Below are 21,840 nucleotides of genomic sequence, written 5' to 3'. Positions count from 1 at the left end.
CGCTCACTCATGGTGCCGGGTCCGCGTCCAGGGCCAGACGGTCGATTGCGGCGCGGTGATCGGACTGGTGTTTGAGCAGCACACCGAGGGTGGAACGGACGACTCCGCTGGTCAGGTTGCGAGCACCGAGCGCCACCAGAGTTCTTGCCCAGTCGACTGTTTCGGCGATCGAAGGCGCTTTGCGCAGCGTCAATTGCCGGAGCGCGCCGACCATCTCCACCGCCGACGCCGCGACCACCTCGTCCAGTTCCGGCACCTTCAGGCGCACGATCGCCCGCTCCAATTCCGCTGTCGGATAGTCGATGTGGAGGTAGAGGCAGCGGCGTTTCAATGCCTCGGACAGATCCCGATTCGCGTTGGAGGTCAGGACGACGAACGGCTCGCGCACCGCGGTGATGGTGCCCAGCTCCGGAATGCTCACCTGGAAGTCGCCCAGCACCTCGAGCAGCAGACCCTCGAGTTCGACATCGGCCTTGTCCAGCTCGTCGATCAACAGCACCGTCGAATGCGGGTTGCGGATGGCGGCCAGCAGGGGCCGTTGCAGCAGGAACTCGTCGGTGAAGACATGGTCGCGGGTACTGTCCCAGTTCTCCCGCTCGGCCGTGATCCGCAGCAGCTGCTTGGCGTGATTCCACTCGTACAGCGCGCGGGCCTCGTCGATGCCCTCGTAGCACTGCAACCGGACCAGCTCCGAGCCGGTCGCCACCGCCACCGCCTTGGCCAGCTCGGTCTTGCCGACACCGGCCGGGCCCTCGATCAGCAGCGGTTTCCCCAGGTGACCGGCCAGGAACACCGCGGTGGCGATATCGGTGGACGGCAGATAGCCGGCGGCCGTCAACCGCGCGGTCACCTGATCCACCGAGGAAAAGAACTTACTCATCGGTAACCAGTGTAGGACGCGGGTCAGGGTGGACCCTGACACGGTCTCATACCCGAGGGTGAGTTCTTCCCGTCAATGACTGTTCGACAGTGACCTTTTCCGCCGAGTGCGGCACAGTGGCACGTGTGCGGACGTCGCGAACGCGAATGTTCGCCACAGAGTTGAAAGGAATGACGTTGCATACGACTAGAAAGTCCAGCGCCCGTCGCATTCTGGCGCGCGTCGCCGTCGCCGGCGCACTCACCGCGATCCCGCTGACCGCCCTGGCGGTACCCGCCACGGCCACACCCGACGTACCCGGCGTCACCGACGTCCGGCACGGACACGACCGGTGCGACCGGAACCCGTGGGACGACGGCTTCTGGGACAACGACCCCTGGGACGATTGGCACGATCGGGACCGGTGCGATCGCCGGCGCAAGCCCCACGACCCCTTCGACGGCTTCTGGCACCACCCGCGCCCGCACGGCCTGTTCTTCGGCAGCAGCTAGCACCGAAACGACAGCGGCCCGGCCCCTCATCGAAGGAGCCGGGCCGCTGTCGTTCCCGCTCCGGGACACCCCTGAGCCGAGTCATCATCGAGGATGAACTTTCCCTGGGAGTTACCTGGTAACAGCGTTTTTCGCGACTTCGTGCGCCAGAGTTGAGCTGTGCGACCGCACACCGATTTCGACGAAAGGCCCACGATGCCCACGACCTCCACTCCCCGCCGCTTCTCGCTCCGCGTCGCCCTCGCGAGCACCCTCACCGCGGCCGCGCTCACCACCGTCGCCGCCCCCGCCTTCGCCGGCCAGTACGACGCCTGCGAACCCACCGCCCCCTGCTGGGACACCAGCCTGAACAACCCCGCCAACCCCGCAAGCCCGCTCAACCTCAACCACCCGGCCAACCCCGGCAGCGCGCTCAGCCCGCTGAGCCCCCTCAACCCCGCCAACCCGATGCACCCCTACCAACTCCAGCCCAGCATCTAGAAACTCACTGTCCCCAACCGGATTCCGCTGCTACCCTCAATCGGCTCGAACAGTACGACTGGGGGACCAAAAGATGCCGACCGCATCCGACAACAACAGAGTCCTGCGCTCCCGGCGCGTCTCCTACGCCCTCCCCGCCGCCGTAGCCGTCTCCCTCCTCTCGGCCTCCTGCAGCACCACCCCCGCCACCCCGCAGGACCCCACCCACGCCGCCGTCTGCGTAGACACCAAATCCCAAACCCGAGTAGCCGACACCCGCTGCTCCCCCGAAACCGCCAACTACCGCCGCTACTGGTACCCCCACACCTCCGACCTCGTCTACCCCGCCGTAGGCGCCGCCATCGCCCTCGGCGTGGGGTCGTTCGTCCGCCCCAACGGGGCGCGTCTCAAGGAGAGTGGCGTGCCGGCTGCCGGCGGGAAGATTGTGCGGGGTGGGTTCGGGAAGTCGAGTAACGATGGAAGTAGTAGCGGCAGCTGACCTCCCAGCGGAGACCTCGGATGTCAGGTGGGAACCGCCTCGAGATGCCGCAGGAGCGCGCGGACGTCCGACATGTCCAATCCACCACCAACTGCTGGCTCTTCATCGAGGTCTGCGAGTTGTTGAACGCCCGGGTCATCCAAGATCCGGCCCATGAACTCCAGCTTGTCCTTCAGCCGCTCCTGCACCACCTCGTCGACCGTCCGGCGGGAAGCGAGAACCGTGACCCGCGTCTCAGTACCGGGAGCCAGGCCCAGGCGGTGAATCCGGTCCAAGCTTTGTAGAAATCGCCCAGCCAGGAAATCACGGTCTACGTAAACAGCGTCGTGACATACCTGATGGAGACTGATTCCCTCCCCCAGCGTGGCCGGGTTGGAGATCAGCACGGAACAGTCAGGATCCTGCCGGAAGCGCCGAAGCTGTTCATCGCGGTCAGGAGTGCCGCCGTGGATCACGGCAGGTGAGTACCCCTCCAACAACTTCTCCAAAGTCGTGACACTTCGTACGAACGTGGTCCAGACCAGGGTTTTCCGACCCTGTCGAGCATTCTCAGCCACGATGGCCAGTGTCTCCTGATACTTCGGCGACAATTCGATACTCGGCAAGTTCCGCAAGAGGTCGTACAGCGAATCATCAGGATCCGGTTCGAGCGGAGGCAATTGGTACTCCAGTGGCTCGTAGCGACTCGAGCTTTCCAACAGAAGAGCTGGGCAAGTCGCCGCCATTAGCAGGCGGAGCATTGCCCGGCCCAGAGACTCGATGCTCTTACGAGAACGTTCGGCCCGAGCCGAGAAATTGCCTTTCAGTGCCTCGTAGACCTCGGAATGCACCTTCGGCATATCGAGATAGCGGATCTTCGGCTCGAACGGCGGCAGCCCTAGTTCGTGTTTAGTTGTCCTAGTGAACAATGGACGCAGTACCGTGCTCGCATAGGCCAAGTCACCGCCACCGACTGCCTCGGTGACCGCCCGTTTGCCATGGCCGGGCCAGACAAAGGACAGAAGATTTTCCAGATCCCGAGCGCCGTTGGGAGCCGGCGTACCGGTGAGGATCAACCGCCTATCTGCTAACGGACCGAGTGCCAGGCAGGCAGCACCGTAGGTACCACTGGCACCCAACTTCATCCGATGCGCTTCATCGAGGACGACCATCGATGGTCTGGACTTCAGCCACACTGCCAGACCGCCAAGTGAACGATGAAGTCGCTCATAGTTGACAATCCGCAGTTCCGCCATCGGGTCGTCCGGATCACCGACCACAGCAGCGCGCATCGGCTCCTTGAAACAGACAGTGTTCTCGTACACCCACGACTCATAGGCCGACTTCGGGCCCACGATCAGCAGTCCCTCGGCTTGCTGAAGTTCACGCATGGCGGCGTATACCGCAAGTGCAACCCGGGTTTTCCCGGCACCGGGCACACTGAAATTGGCCCCGTGCCGCAGAGACAGCAGGCGCGCTATGTCACGCCGCTGGAACGATGTGAGGTCTGCTATCCAATCGCTCCCGAGTAGATCTGCGACTGCTTCAGGCTCGACGTCGAAGCTCTCGGGTGCCGGCTCACCACCATCCAAACTGCGCTTGACGGCATCCGCATCATCGAGGACGCCGTTGACGAGCGCAGCCAGGTCTGACTCCCACTCAACGTCCGGGTGGGGCCATGTGGTCAACTCACCGAGATTGACGAGCAGGTCGTCTAGGTCTACTTCAGCCGTCAGCGGGCCACGCCGACCACCAGTGGTGAGACGCGCCGTCAACTGATCGAAGTCAGCGCGGAACGCCGGAACTGTACGCACCTGGACCCTGGTTCGCGTCACGTCGAATGCCAGCAAGAGCGATGGGCTGGTGTCGCTCACAGCTGCGGCCGATTCGAATCCACTGCTGCGATCAGCCAATCCAAGCCCTTACCAGGAAACTCGATGGTTCGCTGCGCTTCGAAAGCCAGGGTCCCGAGCACAGTGCGGAGCTCTTCGAGGGCATCATCGAACGCTCCCTGATCCAGACTCGCGCTGCCCCGCGACATCACCACATCAGTGATCGAGAGCTTGAGATCCTTGCACGCGTCATTGATCCGATCAGGGGCCGCCAAGCGCTTCTTCCGTAGCCGGAAATCCCGGCCGGCGCTGTCGATCGCACTGTTGAAGGCTGTCCGGTACGTCTCGATGACCGCAGCCGCGGCGGCCTGTTCAGCAGGTGTAGTCCGATCACCGGCGACTTCAACAGCTTTCGCGCCCAGCAGTCTATTGGTCACCGCGCGTGCAGCCACAACCTCTGCCCCCTCTGCTCGAACATTTCTGCCCAGGCCTGGGATGGCCCGGGTCGGCGATTCCGGCACCGCAGGTTTGAGATCATCTGCCAGGTCCTTGTCGAGGTACTTCTTCTGAAAGTCGGGGTCGATATAGCGAACATCAGTCTTCGAAAAGCCGAGAACGATCGCCGAAAGTCGGCTCTCTTTCAAAGCATCAGCACGCTCCTTGTTCTTGCCGTGCTCGTCACGGTAGGCGCGGTGAAGCTCGATCAACCGCTCTTGAGCACCCTCGAGATCCATCAGCCGCAGCGCAGGTCCGCCATCGCTTGCGCTGCGCTTGATCAAATCCTTCAACTGCGCCAGAATCCACAAGTCTCGTTCACACGACTTGATGTCGGTGTGAAATGCCTTGGCAATTACCGACAAGTCACGATGTAGCGTTACATGCTGCTCTTCGATCGCCAGTAGGCGGTTGATGTACGAGTAGTCACGCCGCTTGTCGAACCGCAACTGCAGTGACAGCTCCACATCGTTGATGTCATCCCAAGTGCATGACGGTGGCAAGACACCCACACGAATGCTGGCGACGGGGTTCAATTCCCGCAAAGCCGCGCAGCGCGTGTTCCCGTTGACCAGAATGCCGTCCCGCGTGATGAGGCCTGGTTCGATCTGCTTGTGCTCGTCGAGGTGTTCTTTCAAGTCGTCAAAAGCCGGATCGCGATGACCCGGCTCTGCCGGCCGGAGGGTCAGCAGATACCCTAGATAGTCTTGACTCCCCGCACTCCATGGGTCCCGTACAAGCGCAGCATCACGACTCGGATCAAGGTCTCGCTGAGCGCGGATACGGTGTGTGCTCGGGTTGTAGAACAGATCCGCGAGAGGCATATCGATGACCTCGATATGCGTTGGTGCACCCCGCCACTCGATTGTCAGCGTCTCGGCGACACCCGAACTCTCCCGCAACTCTTTCAGCCTCGCCTCCACCTTTACTCGGGTGGATTCGGCAGTTGGCGGAAGCCCGAAGTCCTTGAACACTGCTGATACTCCTCTCAGCTGTCGAGACAGCTCGAAAATCCTTGCGGGGTGCTGGATCACGGTGAGCACGTGAGCCTGCCGGCAGATGATGTCAGGCCTCGTCCGCCAAGGCATCGCGGACCCGATCCCGGGAATCGGCCGGCAACGTACGGAAGGCCGCCCACAGATCCTCCGTCTCGCTGAATCGCCGCATGTCCTGGGCCACCCAAGCTGCCAACATCTTCCGTTCGTACACAGGAAGCCGATCGATACGAGCGAGAACTTCTTTCAGGTCCGCGACCATCTCACGACCGCCCACACGACAGCGGTTGCATTCGATGATCAACTGCAAGTCGTGCGTACCGTCCGGCATCCGGACAGCACGGCGAGCGACATCCAGCTGAGACGTAACGTAGGTACCGGGATACAGCTCACCTGGACCGATGCCACACGAGCGGCATTTGTGCCCATCACGCATCAGGAGAGCATGGCGATCGGCAGCGGAAACCGTGGTACCAGGCTTCCGCGTTGCCTTCCCCGGCTCCCATACCGCTTCACCCTGTTTGACGAATCGCTGTTCGTGAGCTTCCAAAGCGGGGTCCTCGCGATTCGTGTCGATGCGCCAGCCGAAGTCACGAAGATCACGCATTCTGCGATCGATCTGCGACGTCTCGGGAAACGCTTCACGAAGCTGAGCCTTCGTGAACAGTTGACCAACACCGACCTCGTGCACAAGCCACAAAGCTGCACGCTTCATGGTGCCGAGTTTCGGCTCTCTCCAAGACGGCATGCTCAACGGAGTCACACCCTTTCAGTACGGCGAACGAGACGACAGGCAAACGCACCTTGCGCGACCTCTAACCAGCGCCGACAGTGCCCTAGCCACTGAATCGTAGCCACCTTGGTTTGTAAAGCCCTGCACTGTCCGGAGTTTCAGCAAAGAACTCCGGACAGCAGAAACAGGTTCCAGAACAGCAACGCAAAAGCGGCAGTGACCATTGAAGATACGATGAAAGGCAGTGATAGCCAGAAGTTTCAGCGGACCCGGATGCGGAATACGGCCTAGCGGAATCGCACATCCGAGGAGCAGAATGTTGGCGCAAAACCGTGGCACCAATCACGATGGTGGAGAACCCGTTTGGCATCCGACGAAGCACTTCAACTACCGAATCACGCCGGTGAGCAACCCGGCATGCCCCCCGAGCGGCAGGCCTTCTGCTTGGCTGTGCGTGCCCTGCTCAAAGGCGCAGGCCTCTCGATCAGAGGGGCTGCAGCTCAGCTGTACGTGAGCAAGACGACCCTGTGGGAAATCACCTCCGGCAAACGCAAGCGTGCACCCGACGAAAAGCTCATCAAGCAGCTTCACGACCTCGCAGTCATCCATGCCATCCCAGGCAGCATCATCGAATGGGAGGAGCTCCACGGCCTGTTGCTCGAACTCAACCCCGACTCCGATCTGCATCCACCGGCATGCGCGTGCGGAGCAGTCACACCCCAAAAGCCGGCCAGCCAGCCACCGTCTGCGGTTGTGCCGGTCCCCCAGCCAAAGGAGGACCGGCACAACCAGAATCTGCCGCGCCCCGCGTGGTCGGCAGTTCACGATCTCGCCCGGTACATCGCCTCGGGCACCTGGGAACATGCGAACGGCCTGATGCGCCACGTCGGAGTCGATGCGCCGCCCGGCGAAACGGCCCTGGCGATCGCATCGGCGCGCGAACTGGATTTGCACGACGCCGCCGAAACGATCATCAGCTACGCAGGTCGCAGAAGTACTGGTGACGTGCTCACGATCCTCCACTCACTGAAGAGCCACGGCCTACGCGACGACGCCGACACTCTGCTGGAGCATGCGCTGACTAACCGCGTCAAGGTGTAGCGGCTATTCCGCCGAGGTTCTACGGATATCAAACGGAAGGACATCGCATTGGCCTGATGCCCTCGTTTTCCGCTGCAATACAACAGTAATCAATTCATTCAGACGTTCGAGCCTCTTTCCAACAGGATCCCGCACGCCTTCGATCAAACGCGTCCATACCCCAAGCTCGAGTCTCGTCTCAGCAAACAGGCGCATCAACTCCTCGAAAGGAAAGCCGTGTCCGACAACAAGGTCAGGCTTCTATTTGTCACTATCGCTGTCCTCGGCGGAACCATAGTCGGTATCCTGGCTGGGGTTCTGGCGATCATGCGCGGCGATCATCCGGCCACCGCCATCAGTGAAGGTGGAATGGGTTTCGCCGGCGCCACCGCTCTCATACTCCTTCTGTTCAAGCACCTTCGCGTGATTTGAGCCGGCAGGGCCGTCCTGCCCGGGCGGCCCTGCCGAACGAAGCACCCGAGCAGATGCGTTCGTTCGGGTATCTTCGTGAGATGCCTTATCTCTTCCAGGGTCTCGGCGATCCCGACCCCGCTCTCGACGCCGTGAAGGCAGAGATCCGGCGGCTGGACCCTGAAGGCAAGCGTTGGGGTGATGTTGTGCGCCACACATACGACATGATCTATAACGGATCGGAGACCGGGCGGTACCGATGGGATCAGTTGATGAAAACCGAGAAGACTCATTTTGGCACCGTGCTCGAGATCAACGCCCAGCGTGAGTTCGAGTTCGACGGCGGAGACACCACCGACTACCGGATCGCCGGACATCAAGTGGACGCCAAATGGAGCCAGAGCGAGGGCAAGTGGATGCTGCCGCCGGAGGTGTTCGATGAACTGGCACTCGTCGTGACCGCTAGCGATCCCAAAGCACACTTCTCGCTGGGGTTGATACGTGTAAAGGCCGATTACCGGAGTGAAGGTACCAACCGCGACAAGAAGAGCTCCCTCAACGTCAGGGGAAGATTTGCTGTCGAGTGGCTGTGGCACGAGCATCCAATGCCGGCAAGCATACTGCTGCAGTTAAAGGAGACAACGGTCACCAGCATCTTCGAACCCGGAGCAGGAACTCAGCGCGTAAACCGACTGTTCCGAGCCGCCGAGGGAAGGCTGGTACACCGCAACACCATTCGAACGGTGGCGAAGCAACTGGATGATCAGAAACGCGTCCGGACGAACGGTGGTGCGCGGAGTGCCCTGAAGCCGGAGGGGTACATCATTCTCAGCAGCTACTATGCCCATCTCGCCGAGGAACTCGGTGTCCCCGTTCCAGATGACAAGCACTACATCTCGGTCCGCGTGACCCCTGCGGCCGAATCCGGTGCGCTGATCGATGGCCGACGGTGGCGACGAGCCACCCCGGACGATCCCGCCTGTCACGCACCAACGCTGCCACCCCGGGGAATAAGAGAAGCCTGACATCCACTCCCGCTGGCGACCGATCCCGCACGTAGCAGGCACTTCGACCTGCCAAGTTGAAGTGCCTTCGCCGAATCGAGCACGTCGAGCGATCAATCTTCGCAGGATCCAATAAGATCGCTCGCATGTTCGGATCGGCCATGAAGGGCGCTGGTAACTGCTGTCACAGCATCCTCGAGAGCTACGTGCTCCCAGAGGCGGACAACTTGCCAACCGGCCGCTGTCAGAGCGGTGTCCGCGGCGCGATCTCGATCGATCGTTCGGCGAAGCTTGGGAGCCCAATACCACTCGTTGGTAGTCGGCTGGCGACCATGCTGGGGGCACACATGCCAGAAGCAGCCATCGACGAAGACAGCGACCTTGCGAGCGGTGAAGACGATGTCCGGCCGGACCTTCACCGAGCCCAGGTCGAGCCTGAAGTCCTTGCGGTACCGGAATCCCAGCCGATGCAACGCATGCCGCAAGGCGATCTCAGGCTTGGTATCGGATCGCCGGTTCGCCCGCATGTTCCGGGATCGGCCATCATTGAGCGGAGCCGGATAGCGCCCCAGCTCGTGGTCTTTCTTCCTGGCAACTTCGGATCGGCTCTCGGTCACATCCATCCCAGCTCGGAGCATATGGACTTCGTCGCCCCAGAACTTACTCCCGCGGCGTCCAACGGCGCGCTCCCCGGCACGGTTAGGCAGGTGGCATGACACGCAAACACACTCGGCGCACCAAGGCAGCACCACCCGAGCAAGCCTTCACTTCTATCGAGATCTGCGCCGGCGCCGGAGGGCAAGCAGTCGGTTTGCATGAAGCGGGATTTCGTCACACGGCCCTGGTCGAAATCGATTCCCACGCGATCGCCACGCTCAAGCTCAACATCAAGGCCCGCAATGTCTGGGGACGGTCTGGGCAGCGTTGCGCCATCATTGAGCAGGATGTCAATGTGTTCGATCCATTCACTCATAAGGATCTGGAGAAAAACCGGCCGCGACGCGGAGAGCTGGACCTCCTCGCCGGTGGGGTCCCCTGCCCGCCGTTCTCCCATGCAGGCAAACAGCTCGGTAAAGACGACGAGCGGGATCTGTTCCCTCGAATGCTCACGCTCATCGGGCAACTCGAACCGCGAGCGGTGATGATCGAGAATGTCCGCGGAATCATGGATCCCAAGTTTCAGAGCTATCGCGAATGGATCGTCGAGAGCCTCGAGAAAACGGGCCGCAACTACACGGTAGTCATGTGGGATGTCCTGGAGGCGAGTGATTTCGGCGTCCCGCAGCTTCGGCCACGCGCAATACTCGTTGCTTTCCGCAACGACGTGTACGCCAGCGCAGCTGATCAGTGGGCGCGGCCGCAGCCGAGCAGCGGCCGCGCCCCTACGGTCGCGGAAAGCCTCGGCGCCTCCATGCGTGAGCGGTTTGAACCGTACTTCAACGGAAAGCACTCCGACCTTGCCGTCGAACGCTACGAGGCATGGCTGGAACAAGTACAGCGGGGCGGTATTGCTCCCACCCTCGTCGGTGGATCGAAAAAACATGGTGGCGCGGACCTGGGTCCGAGCCGGGCGAAGGCTGCATGGCGGCAGTTGGGAATATCGGGTATGGGTGTCGCGAACGACCCGAAGACGTCCTTAGAAAAGGGAACCGAGGAGCGCGACCTCTTCCGGCCAGAGGGGCCGATGCTGACGGTTCAGCAGGCGGCCATAATCCAGGGATTCCCCAAGAAATGGGAGTTCGCTGGCATGAAGACCGCCCAATACCGGCAGGTTGGAAACGCATTTCCGCCGCCGGTCGCGGCAGCCGTCGGAAAGTCGATAATTAACGTCCTCAAAGCACAGCGCGAAATCGATAATTCAGCCATTCTCGATGTGCAGGACGAAAGCCAGGAAGCACTGTTCGAATTGGCGGTGTAGATCAGGCCGTCTCCGAACAGTTCCACTGAGCTGGATAGCGAGCCTCCGCTGTTCACCGGCCACACTCGTCGGTGTGCCAGGAGTTCTCCGAACGAGGTCCGGTATGCCGTACGAGCGAGTAACCTTCCCTCCGCATCATCCGAAGGTTCATCCACTCCAACAGAGGTTTTCAGATGAAATCTGTCAAAAAGGGGTTTGTGGTTTCGGCGGTGGGGGCGGTGGCTGCGGCGACCGTGTTGACGGTGACGGCGGGGCCGGCGGTGGCGGAGAACGGGGGGAAGTTCCAGACGTTCTACTCGTTGACGAATGGGTTGTGTGTGGCGGTGGTGGATTCGTCGGTGCATGGGCCAGGGTATCCGAGTTCGGCTACGTTCACGGTGAGCACGAATATGACCGGGGTGGGGTCGTGCAGTCTGGATGTGACGCTGCATTGGCGGAATGTGGATACCGGGGAGACGGGGACTCGGACGCAGACGGCGAAGGGGCCGGGGTATTGGATCAGTGATCCGAAGACGACGGTGTTCCAGCCGGGGTTCGGGACGTTCGTGGGGCATGTGACGGTGAACGGGCTGAGTCTCGGGTCGTCGGGTGAGGTGGAGTTCACGGTGGAGCCGTATCAGGGCTGAGACTGCACCTGGGCGGCCCGTCGACGGGCGGGTCGCTCAGGTCCGACACACCGATCAGGAATCGAGAAGCGCTGGTCAGGGTGATGGGCATAGCGTTCTACCCATGGAACTCACACTCGCACAAACCTTTATCGCAGCCGCTGATCACGACGAGGCGCTGACTTTCTACACCGAGGTGCTCGGGCTCGAACTGCGCAACGACGTACAGGCGCAGGGACTGTTCTGGATCTCGGTCGGGCCGAAGTCGCAGCCGGACGTGACGATCGTGATCGAGCCCGCGGTGGCCGATCCGAACGCCTCCGAGGAAGACAAGAAGGCCGCGGCCGAACTGATGGCGAAAGGGCTGTTGCGCGGGGTCATCTTCGGGACCGATGACCTCGACGCGACCTTCGAACGGATCAGCGCCGCCGGAGCCGAGGTATTGCAGGAGCCGACGGACCAGTTCTACGGGGTGCGGGACTGCGCGTTCCGGGATCCCTCCGGGAACATGGTGCGGTTCAGCCAGCCGAAGAACTGAACGAACAACCAACAGCCGGCCTGGTGCTCGACGAGCGCCAGGCCCTCATCATATGTACGGGGTCGGTGAAGGGGCGCAAGGTATTTCGGTGGGAGTACCGAAGGTGTTGAGCATGAGCGCCGCGACGGTGGGGTCGACCGAGATGGAGTTGTGTCCGGCGAAATTCACCGGGCAGACGTCCTGCAAGACGATATTGGTCGCGTTGGGCGCCTCGCGGTAACCATTGGTGTACGGCACGACTTCGGTGTCGGCGCGGGTCAGCAGATTGGTGTACTGAACCCCGGGTGCGTACACACCGGCGGCCTGGAGTTCGTGAATATTGGCGGAGACGGGGAGCATGTCGACGCAGCCCTGGCAGGTAGGTCGCAGCGAAGCGAAGACGGGGTCCTGGATGCCGAGGGCGAAGACGGCGTTGACGAGCGGGTCGGCGACATCGGTGCCGGCGTAGATGGGAGCCAGGTTGAATACCTGGTCGACGACGTCGGCGCCGCCGTCGACGAGCAGGTAGCGCGCGGCGACCAGGGTGCCCTCGGACCAGGGCAGCAGATCGACCTGTTCGGCCCCGGTGGCGGCCAGGACGCGGTCCACGAAATCACGTAATTCCTTGCTGGAGTCCGCGATCGGCGCCATACCGCCGGTGCCGGCGAGCGCACCGGACTGCCACGGATAGATGCCGTAGGTGACCGAGAAGACGCAGTAGCCGTTGTTGTGCAGCAGCGGCGACATGGCGGGCCACCCGGCCCCGTTGCCGAGAATGCCGTGCACGAGGACGACGGGCTGCGGATGCTCCGCGGTCGGGACGCAGGACCAGTCGTTGGCGCCGGGCGAGTCGTAGGGGGCGTGGGCGTTCATCGCCCCGGTGACGAAGGCGGCGACCGAATAGTCCACCGGCAGTTGCTCCGGTTGCGCCGCGGCGGGACCGGCGGGCACCAGCACGGCGGCGATCAGAGCGAATCCGAGACGACTCCATGTCCGACGCAACTCGAACCTCCGAAAGGTAGCCGGTAATTTGCCGTCACCCTAACCAGCGGAACAGGCGCAACCACCCAACGACACGAAAGAGCCCGGCACCGAATGGCGCCGGGCTCTTTCGGAACAGCGAGAACTTACGCGGTCTCGGTGATCGGGCGATCGACCCAGCTCATCAGGCCGCGCAGCTTGGCGCCGGTGACCTCGATCGGGTGCTCGGCGTTGGCCTTACGCAGACCCTCGAGCTCCTTGTTGCCGCCCTCGACGTTGGCGACGAGGCGCTTGACGAAGGTGCCGTCCTGGATGTCGGCGAGGATGGCCTTCATGCGCTCCTTGGTGCCGGCGTCGATCACGCGCGGGCCCGACAGGTAGCCGCCGAACTCGGCGGTGTCGGACACCGAGTAGTTCATGCGGGCGATGCCGCCCTCGTACATGAGGTCGACGATCAGCTTGAGCTCGTGCAGCACCTCGAAGTAGGCCATCTCAGGGGCGTAGCCGGCCTCGACCATGACCTCGAAACCGGTCTTGACCAGTTCCTCGGTGCCACCGCAGAGCACGGCCTGCTCACCGAACAGGTCGGTCTCGGTCTCTTCCTTGAAGGTGGTCTTGATGACGCCGGCGCGGGCGCCACCGATGGCCTTGGCGTAGGACAGCGCCAGCGCCTGGCCCTCACCCTTCGGGTCCTGGTCGACGGCGATCAGGGCCGGAACGCCCTTGCCGTCGACGAACTGACGGCGCACCAGGTGGCCGGGGCCCTTCGGGGCGACCATCGCGACGGTGACGTTGGCCGGAGCCTTGATCAGACCGAAGTGGATGTTGAGGCCGTGGCCGAAGAACAGCGCGTCGCCGTCCTTCAGGTTGGGCTCGATGTCGCCCGTGAAGATGGAGGCCTGCGCGGTGTCGGGCGCGAGCACCATGATCACGTCGGCCCAGGCGGCGACCTCGGCCGGAGTGCCGACGGTCAGACCGGCCTCTTCGGCCTTCGGGCGGGACTTGGAACCCTCGGCGAGACCGACGCGGACGTCGACGCCGGAGTCGCGCAGGCTCAGCGAGTGCGCGTGGCCCTGGCTGCCGTAACCGATCACCGCGACCTTGCGGCCCTGGATGATCGACAGGTCGGCGTCGTCGTCGTAGAACATCTCGACTGCCACTGGTGGTTCTCCTTTGTGATTCTTCTCTAGGCGATTGTGGGTCCCGGCTGAAAGCATGCCGGGGTGGCGGGCTACTAGCGAGTCGCCGTGATCGACTTCGGCCCGCGGCCGACGGCCACGACACCGGACTGCACGATCTCGCGGATACCGTACGGCTCCAGCATCCGCAGCAGGGCGTCGAGCTTGGACCGGGTTCCGGTCGCTTCGACGGTCAGCGCGTCCGGGGACACGTCGATGACCTTCGCCCGGAACAGGGTGACGGCCTCGATGACCTGGGTGCGCACGCTGGCGTCGGCGCGCACCTTCACCAGGATCAGTTCGCGAGCGACCGAGGTGTCGGCGTCCTGCTCGACGATCTTGATGACGTTCACCAGCTTGTTGAGCTGCTTGGTGACCTGCTCGAGCGGCAGGTCCTCGACCGTGACGACGATGGTCATGCGCGAGATCTCGGGGATCTCGGTGCCGCCGACCGCCAGCGACTCGATGTTGAACCCGCGCCGGGAGAACAGCGCCGCGACGCGCGCGAGCACGCCGGGCTTGTCCTCCACCAGGACGGACAGGGTGTGTGTCGTACTCATTTCTGTCCCTCGCTATGCGTCATGGCCTCGTGGATGACGGCGGGCTCGGCGGCGGCCTCGTCCTCGTCGAACAGCGGACGGATACCGCGGGCGGCCATGATCTCGTCGTTGCTGGTGCCCGCGGCGACCATCGGCCACACCTGGGCGTCCTTGCCGACGATGAAATCGATCACTACGGGGCGGTCGTTGATCGACTGTGCCTCGCGGATCGCGGCCTCCACGTCCTCCTCGCGTTCGACGCGAATGCCGTGGCAGCCCAGAGCCTCCGCGAGCTTCACGAAGTCGGGGATGCGCAGGGTGTGCGTGCCGAGATCGGTGTTGGAGTAACGCTCCTCGTAGAACAGCGTCTGCCACTGGCGGACCATGCCGAGGTTGCCGTTGTTGATCAGCGCGACCTTGATCGGCACACCCTCGACGGCGCAGGTGGCCAGCTCCTGATTGGTCATCTGGAAGCAGCCGTCGCCGTCGACCGCCCAGACCTCGCGGTCCGGCGCGCCCATCTTGGCGCCCATGGCGGCCGGGACGGCGTAGCCCATGGTGCCCAGGCCACCGGAGTTCAGCCAGGTGCGCGGCTTCTCGTACTTGATGAACTGCGCGGCCCACATCTGGTGCTGGCCGACACCGGCGCAGTAGATGGCGTCGGGTCCGGCGAGCCGGCCGAGCTTCTCGATGACGTACTCCGGGGACAGCGAGCCGTCCGAGGGCGGGGTCCAGCCGAGCGGGTAGCTCTTGCGGACGCCGTCGAGGTACTTCCACCAGTCGCCGAGCGCCAGCAGCGGGGCGTCACCGGCGGCCGGATCGGCCTTGAGGGTCTCGATCAGCTCGACGATGACCTCACGGCAGTCGCCCACGATCGGGACATCCGCGTGCCGGTTCTTGCCGATCTCGGCCGGGTCGATATCGGCGTGGATGACCTTCGCCTCGGGCGCGAACGAGTCGAGCTGGCCGGTGACCCGGTCGTCGAAGCGCGCGCCGAGGGTGATCAGCAGGTCGGAGCGTTGCAGCGCGGCCACGGCGCCGACGGTGCCGTGCATGCCGGGCATGCCCATGTTCAGGTCGTGGCTGTCCGGGAAGGCGCCGCGCGCCATCAGGGTGGTGACCACGGGGATGCCGGTCAGCTCGGCCAGTTCCAGCAGCTCGGCCGAGGCGTCGGCCTTGATGACGCCGCCGCCGACGTAGAGCACGGGCGACTTGGCTTCCATGATCATCCGGGCGGCCTCGCGCACCTGCTTGCCGTGCGGCTTGGTGACCGGGCGATAGCCGGGCAGCCGCATCTCCGGCGGCCAGCTGAAGGTGGTCTGAGCCTGAAGGACGTCCTTGGGGATGTCGACCAGGACCGCGCCGGGGCGGCCGGAGGCGGCCAGGTAGAACGCCTCGGCGAGCATGCGCGGGATATCGATGCCCTCGGTGATCAGGAAGTTGTGCTTGGTGATCGGCATGGTGATGCCGGAGATGTCGGCTTCCTGGAAGGCGTCCGTGCCGATCAGGCCGCGGCCGACCTGGCCGGTGATGGCGACGATCGGCACCGAGTCCATCTGGGCGTCGGCGATCGGGGTGACCAGATTGGTCGCGCCGGGGCCGGAGGTGGCCATACACACGCCGACCTTGCCGGTCGCCTGGGCATAGCCGGTGGCCGCGTGACCCGCACCCTGCTCGTGGCGCACCAGCACGTGGCGCACCCGGGTGGAGTCGAAGAGCGGGTCGTAGACGGGGAGAATCGCGCCGCCGGGAATGCCGAATACGGTGTCGACGCCGAGCTCCTCGAGCGAGCGGACGACCGACTGCGCGCCGGTGACCCGCTCGGGCGGGACCTGGCGGCGGTTGGCCGCGGCGGTCGGGTTGGCAGCAGTGGCCTGCTGGTTCGCCGAAGGCGCTGGCCTGCGGGCCGAGGGCCCGGGCCGTGCGGTAGGTGCACTCACCGTCTTCGTTCCTAACTTTCGTTCTAGACCCCGGACAAAGCTTGCTGTGCTTGACACGTGGTGCCTTACGAGCGCCCCGTGTCGGACATTAGTCCCGGACACAAAAAAACCCCCGACAGCCTGGGCTGTTCGAGGGTGGCGCGTCGCAACGCGAGCTTCGTAGTCGACTCAGGGAGTCAAGCTCAACGCTGGACGCGCCGGCTGATTACGAGAAGCTCGATCGGTTTCACGCGCAAGACGTTATGCGGGCGGGAACCGGTGAGTCAAACTTCTGACTCGTGGCGTCTCATTATGTGAGACAGTGCGGTTGCTTGTGTCCGTTCACCAGGATGCGAGGATGGTGGTGTGTCATCACCGCATCAGTCCGTGCCACCGGCTAAATCGTCCCATACGTCCGCGGCGGAATCTGCCACGGGTGGGTCCGAAGCGAAGGTTATTCGGATTCCGCAGACGACCTACATCGCCGTGGTCGTGCTGTTCTTCGGCGTCTTCTTCTTCTTCGCGGGCTGGCCGATCGGGCTGTGGTGGCTACTGCTGCTGCCGGTGGCCGCGGCCTGGTGGATCGCACGCACCCGGACCACGGTCTCCGACGCGGGGCTGGACCTGCGCACCGTCTTCGGCTCGCGGCACCTCGATTGGGCTGAGCTGAAAGGGGTTTCGATCCCCAAGCGCGGCTACGTGCGAGCCCACCTGAGCGACGAGTCCACCGTGAAACTGCCCGCCGTCGGCTACGACCGGCTGCGTGCGCTGATCGATGCCTCCGGCGGCCGGATCCCCGATCTGTTCGCCGCCGCGGCCGACGCCGAGCGGGCGGCCGCGACCGAAGCGGAGACCGCCACCGCGCCGAAAAGTGACGAAGACAACCGTCCCACGGACTGAGACGAGAAATCCGCGGAATAAACACCACCGTGATCTCGCTAGACTGAGGACAGCTTCGCGATCAGCGAGCTTCGGCCGAGCCGGTTCGGGCAACTCGCCCAGGACACCGCCGGTGCCTGCGACACCCCTCGCGGACAGAGAAAACAGCGCCACGGAGCGGTCCAGCCCACCGCGAAACCCCCGATCACCCGGGAGTACCGTGGATAGGCCGTAGCCAGTGCTACGCCGTCGCAAATCAGCCCCCGCGACCTCCGAGGACACAAAGCATGCCACCGCTTCGTTCACGCACCACCACCATCGGCCGCAATGCCGCAGGCGCCCGCTCGCTCTGGCGCGCCACCGGCATGACCGACTCCGATTTCGGCAAGCCGATCATCGCCATCGCGAACTCCTACACCCAGTTCGTGCCCGGTCACGTGCACCTCAAGGATGTCGGCGAGATCGTGGCCGAGGCCGTGCGCGCCGCGGGCGGCGTCCCGCGTGAATTCCACACCATCGCGGTCGACGACGGCATCGCCATGGGCCACGGCGGCATGCTCTACTCGCTGCCCTCGCGCGAGATCATCGCCGACTCGGTGGAGTACATGGCCAACGCGCACACCGCCGACGCGCTGGTGTGTATCTCCAACTGCGACAAGATCACCCCCGGCATGCTGAACGCCGCCATGCGGCTCAACATCCCCGCCGTGTTCGTCTCCGGCGGCCCGATGGAGGCCGGTAAGGCCGTGGTCGTCGACGGTGTCGCGCAGGCGCCGACCGACCTGGTGGTGGCCATCTCGGCCAGCGCCAACCAGGCCGTCTCCGATGCCGGGCTGGACGAGGTCGAGCGCAGCGCCTGCCCGACCTGTGGTTCCTGCTCGGGCATGTTCACCGCGAACTCGATGAACTGCCTCACCGAGGCGCTGGGCCTGGCGCTGCCGGGCAACGGCTCCACGCTCGCCACCCACGCCGCGCGCCGGGCGCTGTTCGAGCGCGCCGGCACCACCATCGTCGACATCGCCAACCGCTGGTACCGCGCGGACGACGCCTCGGTGCTGCCGCGAAACGTGGCCAACGCCAAGGCCTTCCGCAACGCCATGGCCCTGGACGTGGCCATGGGCGGCTCCACCAACACGGTGCTGCACACGCTGGCCGCCGCCCAGGAGGGCGATATCGACTTCGATCTGCACACCATCGACGAGATCAGCCGGCAGGTGCCGTGCCTGTCGAAGGTGTCGCCGAATTCGGACTACCACATGGAGGACGTGCACCGCGCCGGCGGCATCCCCGCCATCCTCGGCGAGTTGCGCCGCGCCGGACTGCTGCACACCGACGTGTCCACCGTGCACACCGCGAGCTTCGACGAATGGCTCGACACCTGGGACATCCGTTCCGGCAAGGCCTCCGACGAGGCGCTCGAACTGTTCCACGCCGCGCCCGGCGGCGTGCGCACCACCGAGCCGTTCTCCACCGACAACCGCTGGTCGTCGCTGGACACCGACGCCGCCGGTGGCTGCATCCGCGACAAGGAGCACGCCTACACCGTCGAGGGTGGCCTGGTGGTGCTGCGCGGCAATATCGCACCCGACGGCGCGATCCTCAAGACCGCGGGCATCGACGAGGACCTGTTCTCGTTCCAGGGTCCGGCCGTGGTGGTCGAGTCCCAGGAGGAGGCCGTCTCGGCGATTCTCGGCAAGAAGATCAAGCCCGGCGATGTGATCGTCGTCCGCTACGAGGGCCCCAAGGGCGGGCCGGGCATGCAGGAGATGCTGCACCCCACCGCGTTCCTGAAGGGCTCCGGCCTGGGCAAGCAGTGCGCGCTGATCACCGACGGCCGGTTCTCCGGCGGCACCTCCGGCCTGTCGATCGGGCACATGTCGCCCGAGGCGGGCGCGGGCGGGGCCATCGGCCTGATCGAGAACGGTGACCAGATCCGCATCGATGTCGCCTCGCGCGCGCTCGAGGTGCTGGTCGACGACGCGGTGCTGGCCGAACGCCGTTCGAAGATGGAGGCCTCGGAGCGGCCGTGGCAGCCGGTCCACCGGGATCGTCCGGTGACCACCGCGCTGCGCGCGTACGCGGCGCTGGCCACCTCGGCCGACAAGGGCGCGGTTCGCCACGTGCCGTAAATCGATAGCCGAAACCAACGGCGCCCCCTCCGTGGAGGGGGCGCCGTTGTCGTCGGTCGGGCTAGTCGAACGGGCCGATGCCGGTCAGCGGGTTGCCGCCGTGCAGGAACCAGAAGGTGAGAATCGCGACCGCGACCGCGACCAGCAGCACCACGAACGAACCCCAGGCCGGACGGATGGCCCAGCCGCGAGCGCGATCCAGCGACCACCGGCCGGGGCCGGTCAGGATGATCGCGGCGGACGCGCCGAGCAGGATGCTGTCCATCTCGACGCCGCTCTTCACGGCCGCGCTGTACTGGAAGCCGGGAATCATGCCCTGCTTCCACAGCCAGGCGTTGAGGATCACGGCCAGCACCGATCCCGCGGCCAGCGGGGTCGCCAGGCCGAGCACGAGCAGCGCACCGCCCAGCACCTCACCGGTGGTGAGCAGGACCGCCGACAAGGTCGCGTGATCCCAGCCGCCGCCGGTCATCATGTCGCGGGTGCCGTCGAAGCCGGGGCCGTGGAACCAGCCGGTCAGCTTCTGCAAGCCGTGATAGAGGAAGGTGGCGCCGACCACCAGGCGCAAGACGAACAGGCCGAAATCCAAGGTGCCACGGCGGTTTTCGGCCGCGCGGCGACGCAGGGCGGAACTGGGGCCGCCGGGTGCGGCGGCCGCCGGAATGCTCGCGTAGGAGTACGGGGCGGTCTTCTCCCCCACCGTCGGAACATCGGGATCCAGCCCGAGTTCCTCTTCGGTGCGGGGGACGTCCTTGCTCATTCCGACCCGCGGGAACTGTCCGGTCGGCGAATCGTAGGGGCTGCCGACGCCGCGACCAGCGGCCGCCGTGCCGGAATCACCGGGGGTGTCCTTCGGCTTGTCTGTCACGACCGCACCTCGCTCCCGATCGGCTCCGCCGACGTCGGCGGGGCGGCGTTCATGGTTCGCTTACTGCGCTCACTCACGGGCAATACCCTATGCCGCACCGTCCATCCACGGGAGATCAAACCGTTACGGCGTGTCAATCCCGGCGTGGCGCGGGCCGCGCTGTTACGCGCGCGAGGCCGGCCGGATCGCGGCAACACGGACCCGGAAGCAGCGGAGGCGACGGTATTTCCGTAACGTCTCAACCATGAGGTTGGTTGTCGCGGGCCGCGTCGCCCTGAGTCTGGCGCTCGGCTCGGTTCTGCTGGTCGGCTGTGCGCGCTTCGATGATTCCGCCGCCAGCCCGTTCACACCCGAACCCACCTTCGCGCCCGCAAATCCCAAGGCGCCGAAGTCGACTCCGAAGCCCCCGCCCCGGCCGGAGGGCCCGTGCATCGACCCGGATCCGGTCGTGATCAGCACCTGCCTGGATTCCACCGGCGGGCTGGTCGGCATGGGACAGAGCGCACTGGTCGCCGAGCGCCGCACCGGGCGGATCCTGGAAACGGTCCCGGTCGGCGAGAGCGACCCGCAGGTGCCGCCGCTCGAGATCGCCAAGGTGGACGTCGACGCCACCGGTGACGGCGGCATCACCGATCTCGCGCTGTCCCCCACCTATCGCGAAGACGGCCTGATCTACGCCTACGTCACCACGGGTTCAGACAACCGGGTGGTCCGGATCTCCGAAGGCGGACAGGCCAAGGACATCCTGACCGGAATTCCCAAGGGCGCCACCGGTAATCGCGGCGCACTGGAGTTCATCTCACCGACCGAACTGCTGGTGCTGACCGGCGATGCCGGAAATCCGGCGCTGGCCTCGGCACCCGGTTCGCTGGCGGGCAAGGTACTGCGCGTCGAGTCACCGGCACCCGGCGCGAGCTCGGAGGTCGTGCTGTCCGGTCTCGGCTCCGGCGGCGACCTGTGCTGGGACGGCGCGGACAGCATCTGGGTCACCGACCGCACCGCCGCCGAGGACCGGCTGCAACGCCTGACCCGTGACGGCGTGGTCAGCACCGGCTGGACCTGGCCCGACCGCCCCGGCGTCGCCGGCTGCGCGGCCGGCCCCGAAATGGTCGCCATCGCCATGACCGGCGCCAAAGCCCTCGCCATCGCCGAGGTCGACCCCAAATCCCACGCCATCACCACCCAACCGGCCATGAGCATCCCCGACAAATACGGCCGCCTCGGCGGCGTAGCCGCCGCCAGCGACGGCGCCCTCTGGGTAGCCACCGTCAACAACGACGACAACCACGGCCCCTTCGACGACCGCGTCCTGAAAATCCCACCGCCGGCCGGTGGAGGCGGCACCCCGGACTAGCCTGCCTCCCGCGTCACGAGCCGGGACGGGAGTCCTATCGGGGTGATCTGATCTTCAAGAGCCCCAATAGGACTCCCGTTGTCCCGGAGTACGTC

General features: G+C 64.7%; 22 protein-coding genes. 12 read left to right on the top strand and 10 right to left on the bottom strand.

Features of this window, described 5'->3' with window-relative positions:
• Positions 1-7 precede the first annotated feature (7 nt).
• On the bottom strand, positions 8-880 hold the full coding sequence (locus tag ACFVMC_RS12250) for an AAA family ATPase (RefSeq protein WP_379209424.1): 873 nt from the start codon (positions 878-880) through the stop codon (positions 8-10).
• A gap of 170 nt (positions 881-1,050) precedes the next feature.
• Between ACFVMC_RS12250 and ACFVMC_RS12245 the strand changes: the two genes are divergently transcribed.
• The 3 genes from ACFVMC_RS12245 (at position 1,051) to ACFVMC_RS12235 (ending at position 2,329) form a co-directional block, all read left to right on the top strand.
• Positions 1,051-1,371: a hypothetical protein gene (locus tag ACFVMC_RS12245; protein WP_379209423.1), complete on the top strand. Its 321-nt coding sequence runs from the start codon at positions 1,051-1,053 to the stop codon at positions 1,369-1,371.
• A 159-nt stretch (positions 1,372-1,530) separates the two neighbouring features.
• Positions 1,531-1,851 (top strand): hypothetical protein, encoded by a 321-nt coding sequence (locus ACFVMC_RS12240; RefSeq protein WP_379209421.1) that lies wholly within the window; start codon positions 1,531-1,533, stop codon positions 1,849-1,851.
• Between the two features lie 73 nt (positions 1,852-1,924).
• Complete coding sequence (locus tag ACFVMC_RS12235; protein WP_379209419.1) at positions 1,925-2,329, top strand: hypothetical protein; 405 nt, start codon at positions 1,925-1,927, stop codon at positions 2,327-2,329.
• Between the two features lie 23 nt (positions 2,330-2,352).
• On the opposite strand, the gene ACFVMC_RS12230 is transcribed toward ACFVMC_RS12235, so the two are convergent.
• From ACFVMC_RS12230 to ACFVMC_RS12220, 3 genes are all read right to left on the bottom strand, one after another.
• Entirely contained in the window at positions 2,353-4,182 is a 1,830-nt protein-coding gene (locus tag ACFVMC_RS12230) for a DEAD/DEAH box helicase (protein ID WP_379209417.1), read from the bottom strand.
• The gene (locus ACFVMC_RS12225) at positions 4,179-5,609 is read right to left on the bottom strand and encodes a transcriptional regulator (RefSeq protein ID WP_379209415.1); all 1,431 of its coding nucleotides are present in this window, start codon (positions 5,607-5,609) and stop codon (positions 4,179-4,181) included. The genes ACFVMC_RS12230 and ACFVMC_RS12225 overlap by 4 nt, the downstream gene beginning before the upstream one ends.
• 91 nt (positions 5,610-5,700) lie before the next feature.
• Positions 5,701-6,345, bottom strand: coding sequence for a hypothetical protein (locus ACFVMC_RS12220; protein WP_379209413.1), 645 nt, complete (start codon positions 6,343-6,345; stop codon positions 5,701-5,703).
• 381 nt (positions 6,346-6,726) lie between these two features.
• On the opposite strand from ACFVMC_RS12220, the gene ACFVMC_RS12215 reads away from it, so the two are divergent.
• From ACFVMC_RS12215 to ACFVMC_RS12205, 3 genes are all read left to right on the top strand, one after another.
• Complete coding sequence (locus ACFVMC_RS12215) at positions 6,727-7,464, top strand: hypothetical protein (RefSeq protein ID WP_379209411.1); 738 nt, start codon at positions 6,727-6,729, stop codon at positions 7,462-7,464.
• A 216-nt stretch (positions 7,465-7,680) separates the two neighbouring features.
• The gene (locus tag ACFVMC_RS12210) at positions 7,681-7,875 is read left to right on the top strand and encodes a hypothetical protein (RefSeq protein WP_379209409.1); all 195 of its coding nucleotides are present in this window, start codon (positions 7,681-7,683) and stop codon (positions 7,873-7,875) included.
• An 80-nt stretch (positions 7,876-7,955) separates the two neighbouring features.
• Positions 7,956-8,879 carry a NaeI family type II restriction endonuclease gene (locus ACFVMC_RS12205; RefSeq protein ID WP_379209407.1) on the top strand — a complete coding sequence of 308 codons (924 nt, stop codon included), beginning with the start codon at positions 7,956-7,958 and terminating at the stop codon, positions 8,877-8,879.
• Between the two features lie 92 nt (positions 8,880-8,971).
• Here ACFVMC_RS12205 and ACFVMC_RS12200 read toward each other — a convergent pair whose 3' ends face one another.
• Complete coding sequence (locus tag ACFVMC_RS12200; RefSeq protein WP_379209406.1) at positions 8,972-9,481, bottom strand: very short patch repair endonuclease; 510 nt, start codon at positions 9,479-9,481, stop codon at positions 8,972-8,974.
• A gap of 89 nt (positions 9,482-9,570) precedes the next feature.
• Here ACFVMC_RS12200 and ACFVMC_RS12195 point away from each other — a divergent pair, with 89 nt between their 5' ends.
• The 3 genes from ACFVMC_RS12195 (at position 9,571) to ACFVMC_RS12185 (ending at position 11,919) form a co-directional block, all read left to right on the top strand.
• Entirely contained in the window at positions 9,571-10,776 is a 1,206-nt protein-coding gene (locus ACFVMC_RS12195; RefSeq protein ID WP_379209405.1) for a DNA cytosine methyltransferase, read from the top strand.
• Between the two features lie 173 nt (positions 10,777-10,949).
• Positions 10,950-11,402 (top strand): hypothetical protein, encoded by a 453-nt coding sequence (locus tag ACFVMC_RS12190; protein ID WP_379209404.1) that lies wholly within the window; start codon positions 10,950-10,952, stop codon positions 11,400-11,402.
• A gap of 103 nt (positions 11,403-11,505) precedes the next feature.
• Positions 11,506-11,919 carry a VOC family protein gene (locus ACFVMC_RS12185; RefSeq protein ID WP_379209403.1) on the top strand — a complete coding sequence of 138 codons (414 nt, stop codon included), beginning with the start codon at positions 11,506-11,508 and terminating at the stop codon, positions 11,917-11,919.
• 48 nt (positions 11,920-11,967) lie between these two features.
• Here ACFVMC_RS12185 and ACFVMC_RS12180 read toward each other — a convergent pair whose 3' ends face one another.
• The 4 genes from ACFVMC_RS12180 to ACFVMC_RS12165 all read right to left on the bottom strand — a co-directional run bounded on the left by ACFVMC_RS12180 (position 11,968) and on the right by ACFVMC_RS12165 (position 16,536).
• The gene (locus ACFVMC_RS12180) at positions 11,968-12,900 is read right to left on the bottom strand and encodes an esterase/lipase family protein (protein WP_379209401.1); all 933 of its coding nucleotides are present in this window, start codon (positions 12,898-12,900) and stop codon (positions 11,968-11,970) included.
• Positions 12,901-13,025: 125 nt separating this feature from the next.
• Entirely contained in the window at positions 13,026-14,027 is a 1,002-nt protein-coding gene (gene ilvC / locus ACFVMC_RS12175; RefSeq protein ID WP_379209549.1) for a ketol-acid reductoisomerase, read from the bottom strand.
• Between the two features lie 86 nt (positions 14,028-14,113).
• Complete coding sequence (gene ilvN, locus ACFVMC_RS12170; protein WP_040693551.1) at positions 14,114-14,617, bottom strand: acetolactate synthase small subunit; 504 nt, start codon at positions 14,615-14,617, stop codon at positions 14,114-14,116.
• A complete protein-coding gene (locus ACFVMC_RS12165; protein ID WP_379209399.1) occupies positions 14,614-16,536 on the bottom strand; it encodes an acetolactate synthase large subunit in 1,923 nt (640 codons plus the stop codon). Before ACFVMC_RS12165 ends, ilvN begins: the two co-directional genes overlap by 4 nt.
• Positions 16,537-16,881: 345 nt before the next feature.
• Between ACFVMC_RS12165 and ACFVMC_RS12160 the strand changes: the two genes are divergently transcribed.
• Together ACFVMC_RS12160 and ilvD are read left to right on the top strand one after the other, a co-directional pair.
• Complete coding sequence (locus tag ACFVMC_RS12160) at positions 16,882-17,415, top strand: PH domain-containing protein (RefSeq protein WP_379209397.1); 534 nt, start codon at positions 16,882-16,884, stop codon at positions 17,413-17,415.
• Between the two features lie 266 nt (positions 17,416-17,681).
• Complete coding sequence (ilvD, locus tag ACFVMC_RS12155; protein WP_379209396.1) at positions 17,682-19,523, top strand: dihydroxy-acid dehydratase; 1,842 nt, start codon at positions 17,682-17,684, stop codon at positions 19,521-19,523.
• 61 nt (positions 19,524-19,584) lie between these two features.
• Here the strand turns inward: ilvD and ACFVMC_RS12150 are convergent, their stop codons facing one another.
• The gene (locus ACFVMC_RS12150) at positions 19,585-20,391 is read right to left on the bottom strand and encodes a DoxX family protein (RefSeq protein ID WP_379209394.1); all 807 of its coding nucleotides are present in this window, start codon (positions 20,389-20,391) and stop codon (positions 19,585-19,587) included.
• Positions 20,392-20,635: 244 nt separating this feature from the next.
• Between ACFVMC_RS12150 and ACFVMC_RS12145 the strand changes: the two genes are divergently transcribed.
• A complete protein-coding gene (locus ACFVMC_RS12145; protein ID WP_379209392.1) occupies positions 20,636-21,745 on the top strand; it encodes a PQQ-dependent sugar dehydrogenase in 1,110 nt (369 codons plus the stop codon).
• Positions 21,746-21,840: the final 95 nt, after the last annotated feature.

This window comes from Nocardia sp. NPDC127579, from assembly GCF_042672005.1.
In the GTDB taxonomy this organism is placed as follows: domain Bacteria; phylum Actinomycetota; class Actinomycetes; order Mycobacteriales; family Mycobacteriaceae; genus Nocardia.
This window is presented reverse-complemented; position numbering and strand designations above follow the sequence as displayed.

Bases quoted from the DNA above. Each gene is read 5' to 3' on its own strand.
- ACFVMC_RS12250 (WP_379209424.1), bottom strand. From the start codon at position 880: ATGAGTAAGTTCTTTTCCTCGGTGGATCAGGTGACCGCGCGGTTGACG.
- ACFVMC_RS12245 (WP_379209423.1), top strand. From the start codon at position 1,051: ATGACGTTGCATACGACTAGAAAGTCCAGCGCCCGTCGCATTCTGGCG.
- ACFVMC_RS12235 (WP_379209419.1), top strand. From the start codon at position 1,925: ATGCCGACCGCATCCGACAACAACAGAGTCCTGCGCTCCCGGCGCGTC.
- ACFVMC_RS12220 (WP_379209413.1), bottom strand. From the start codon at position 6,345: ATGAAGCGTGCAGCTTTGTGGCTTGTGCACGAGGTCGGTGTTGGTCAA.
- ACFVMC_RS12205 (WP_379209407.1), top strand. From the start codon at position 7,956: ATGCCTTATCTCTTCCAGGGTCTCGGCGATCCCGACCCCGCTCTCGAC.
- ACFVMC_RS12200 (WP_379209406.1), bottom strand. From the start codon at position 9,481: ATGGATGTGACCGAGAGCCGATCCGAAGTTGCCAGGAAGAAAGACCAC.
- ACFVMC_RS12195 (WP_379209405.1), top strand. From the start codon at position 9,571: ATGACACGCAAACACACTCGGCGCACCAAGGCAGCACCACCCGAGCAA.
- ACFVMC_RS12190 (WP_379209404.1), top strand. From the start codon at position 10,950: ATGAAATCTGTCAAAAAGGGGTTTGTGGTTTCGGCGGTGGGGGCGGTG.
- ACFVMC_RS12185 (WP_379209403.1), top strand. From the start codon at position 11,506: ATGGAACTCACACTCGCACAAACCTTTATCGCAGCCGCTGATCACGAC.
- ilvC (WP_379209549.1), bottom strand. From the start codon at position 14,027: ATGTTCTACGACGACGACGCCGACCTGTCGATCATCCAGGGCCGCAAG.
- ilvN (WP_040693551.1), bottom strand. From the start codon at position 14,617: ATGAGTACGACACACACCCTGTCCGTCCTGGTGGAGGACAAGCCCGGC.
- ilvD (WP_379209396.1), top strand. From the start codon at position 17,682: ATGCCACCGCTTCGTTCACGCACCACCACCATCGGCCGCAATGCCGCA.
- ACFVMC_RS12145 (WP_379209392.1), top strand. From the start codon at position 20,636: ATGAGGTTGGTTGTCGCGGGCCGCGTCGCCCTGAGTCTGGCGCTCGGC.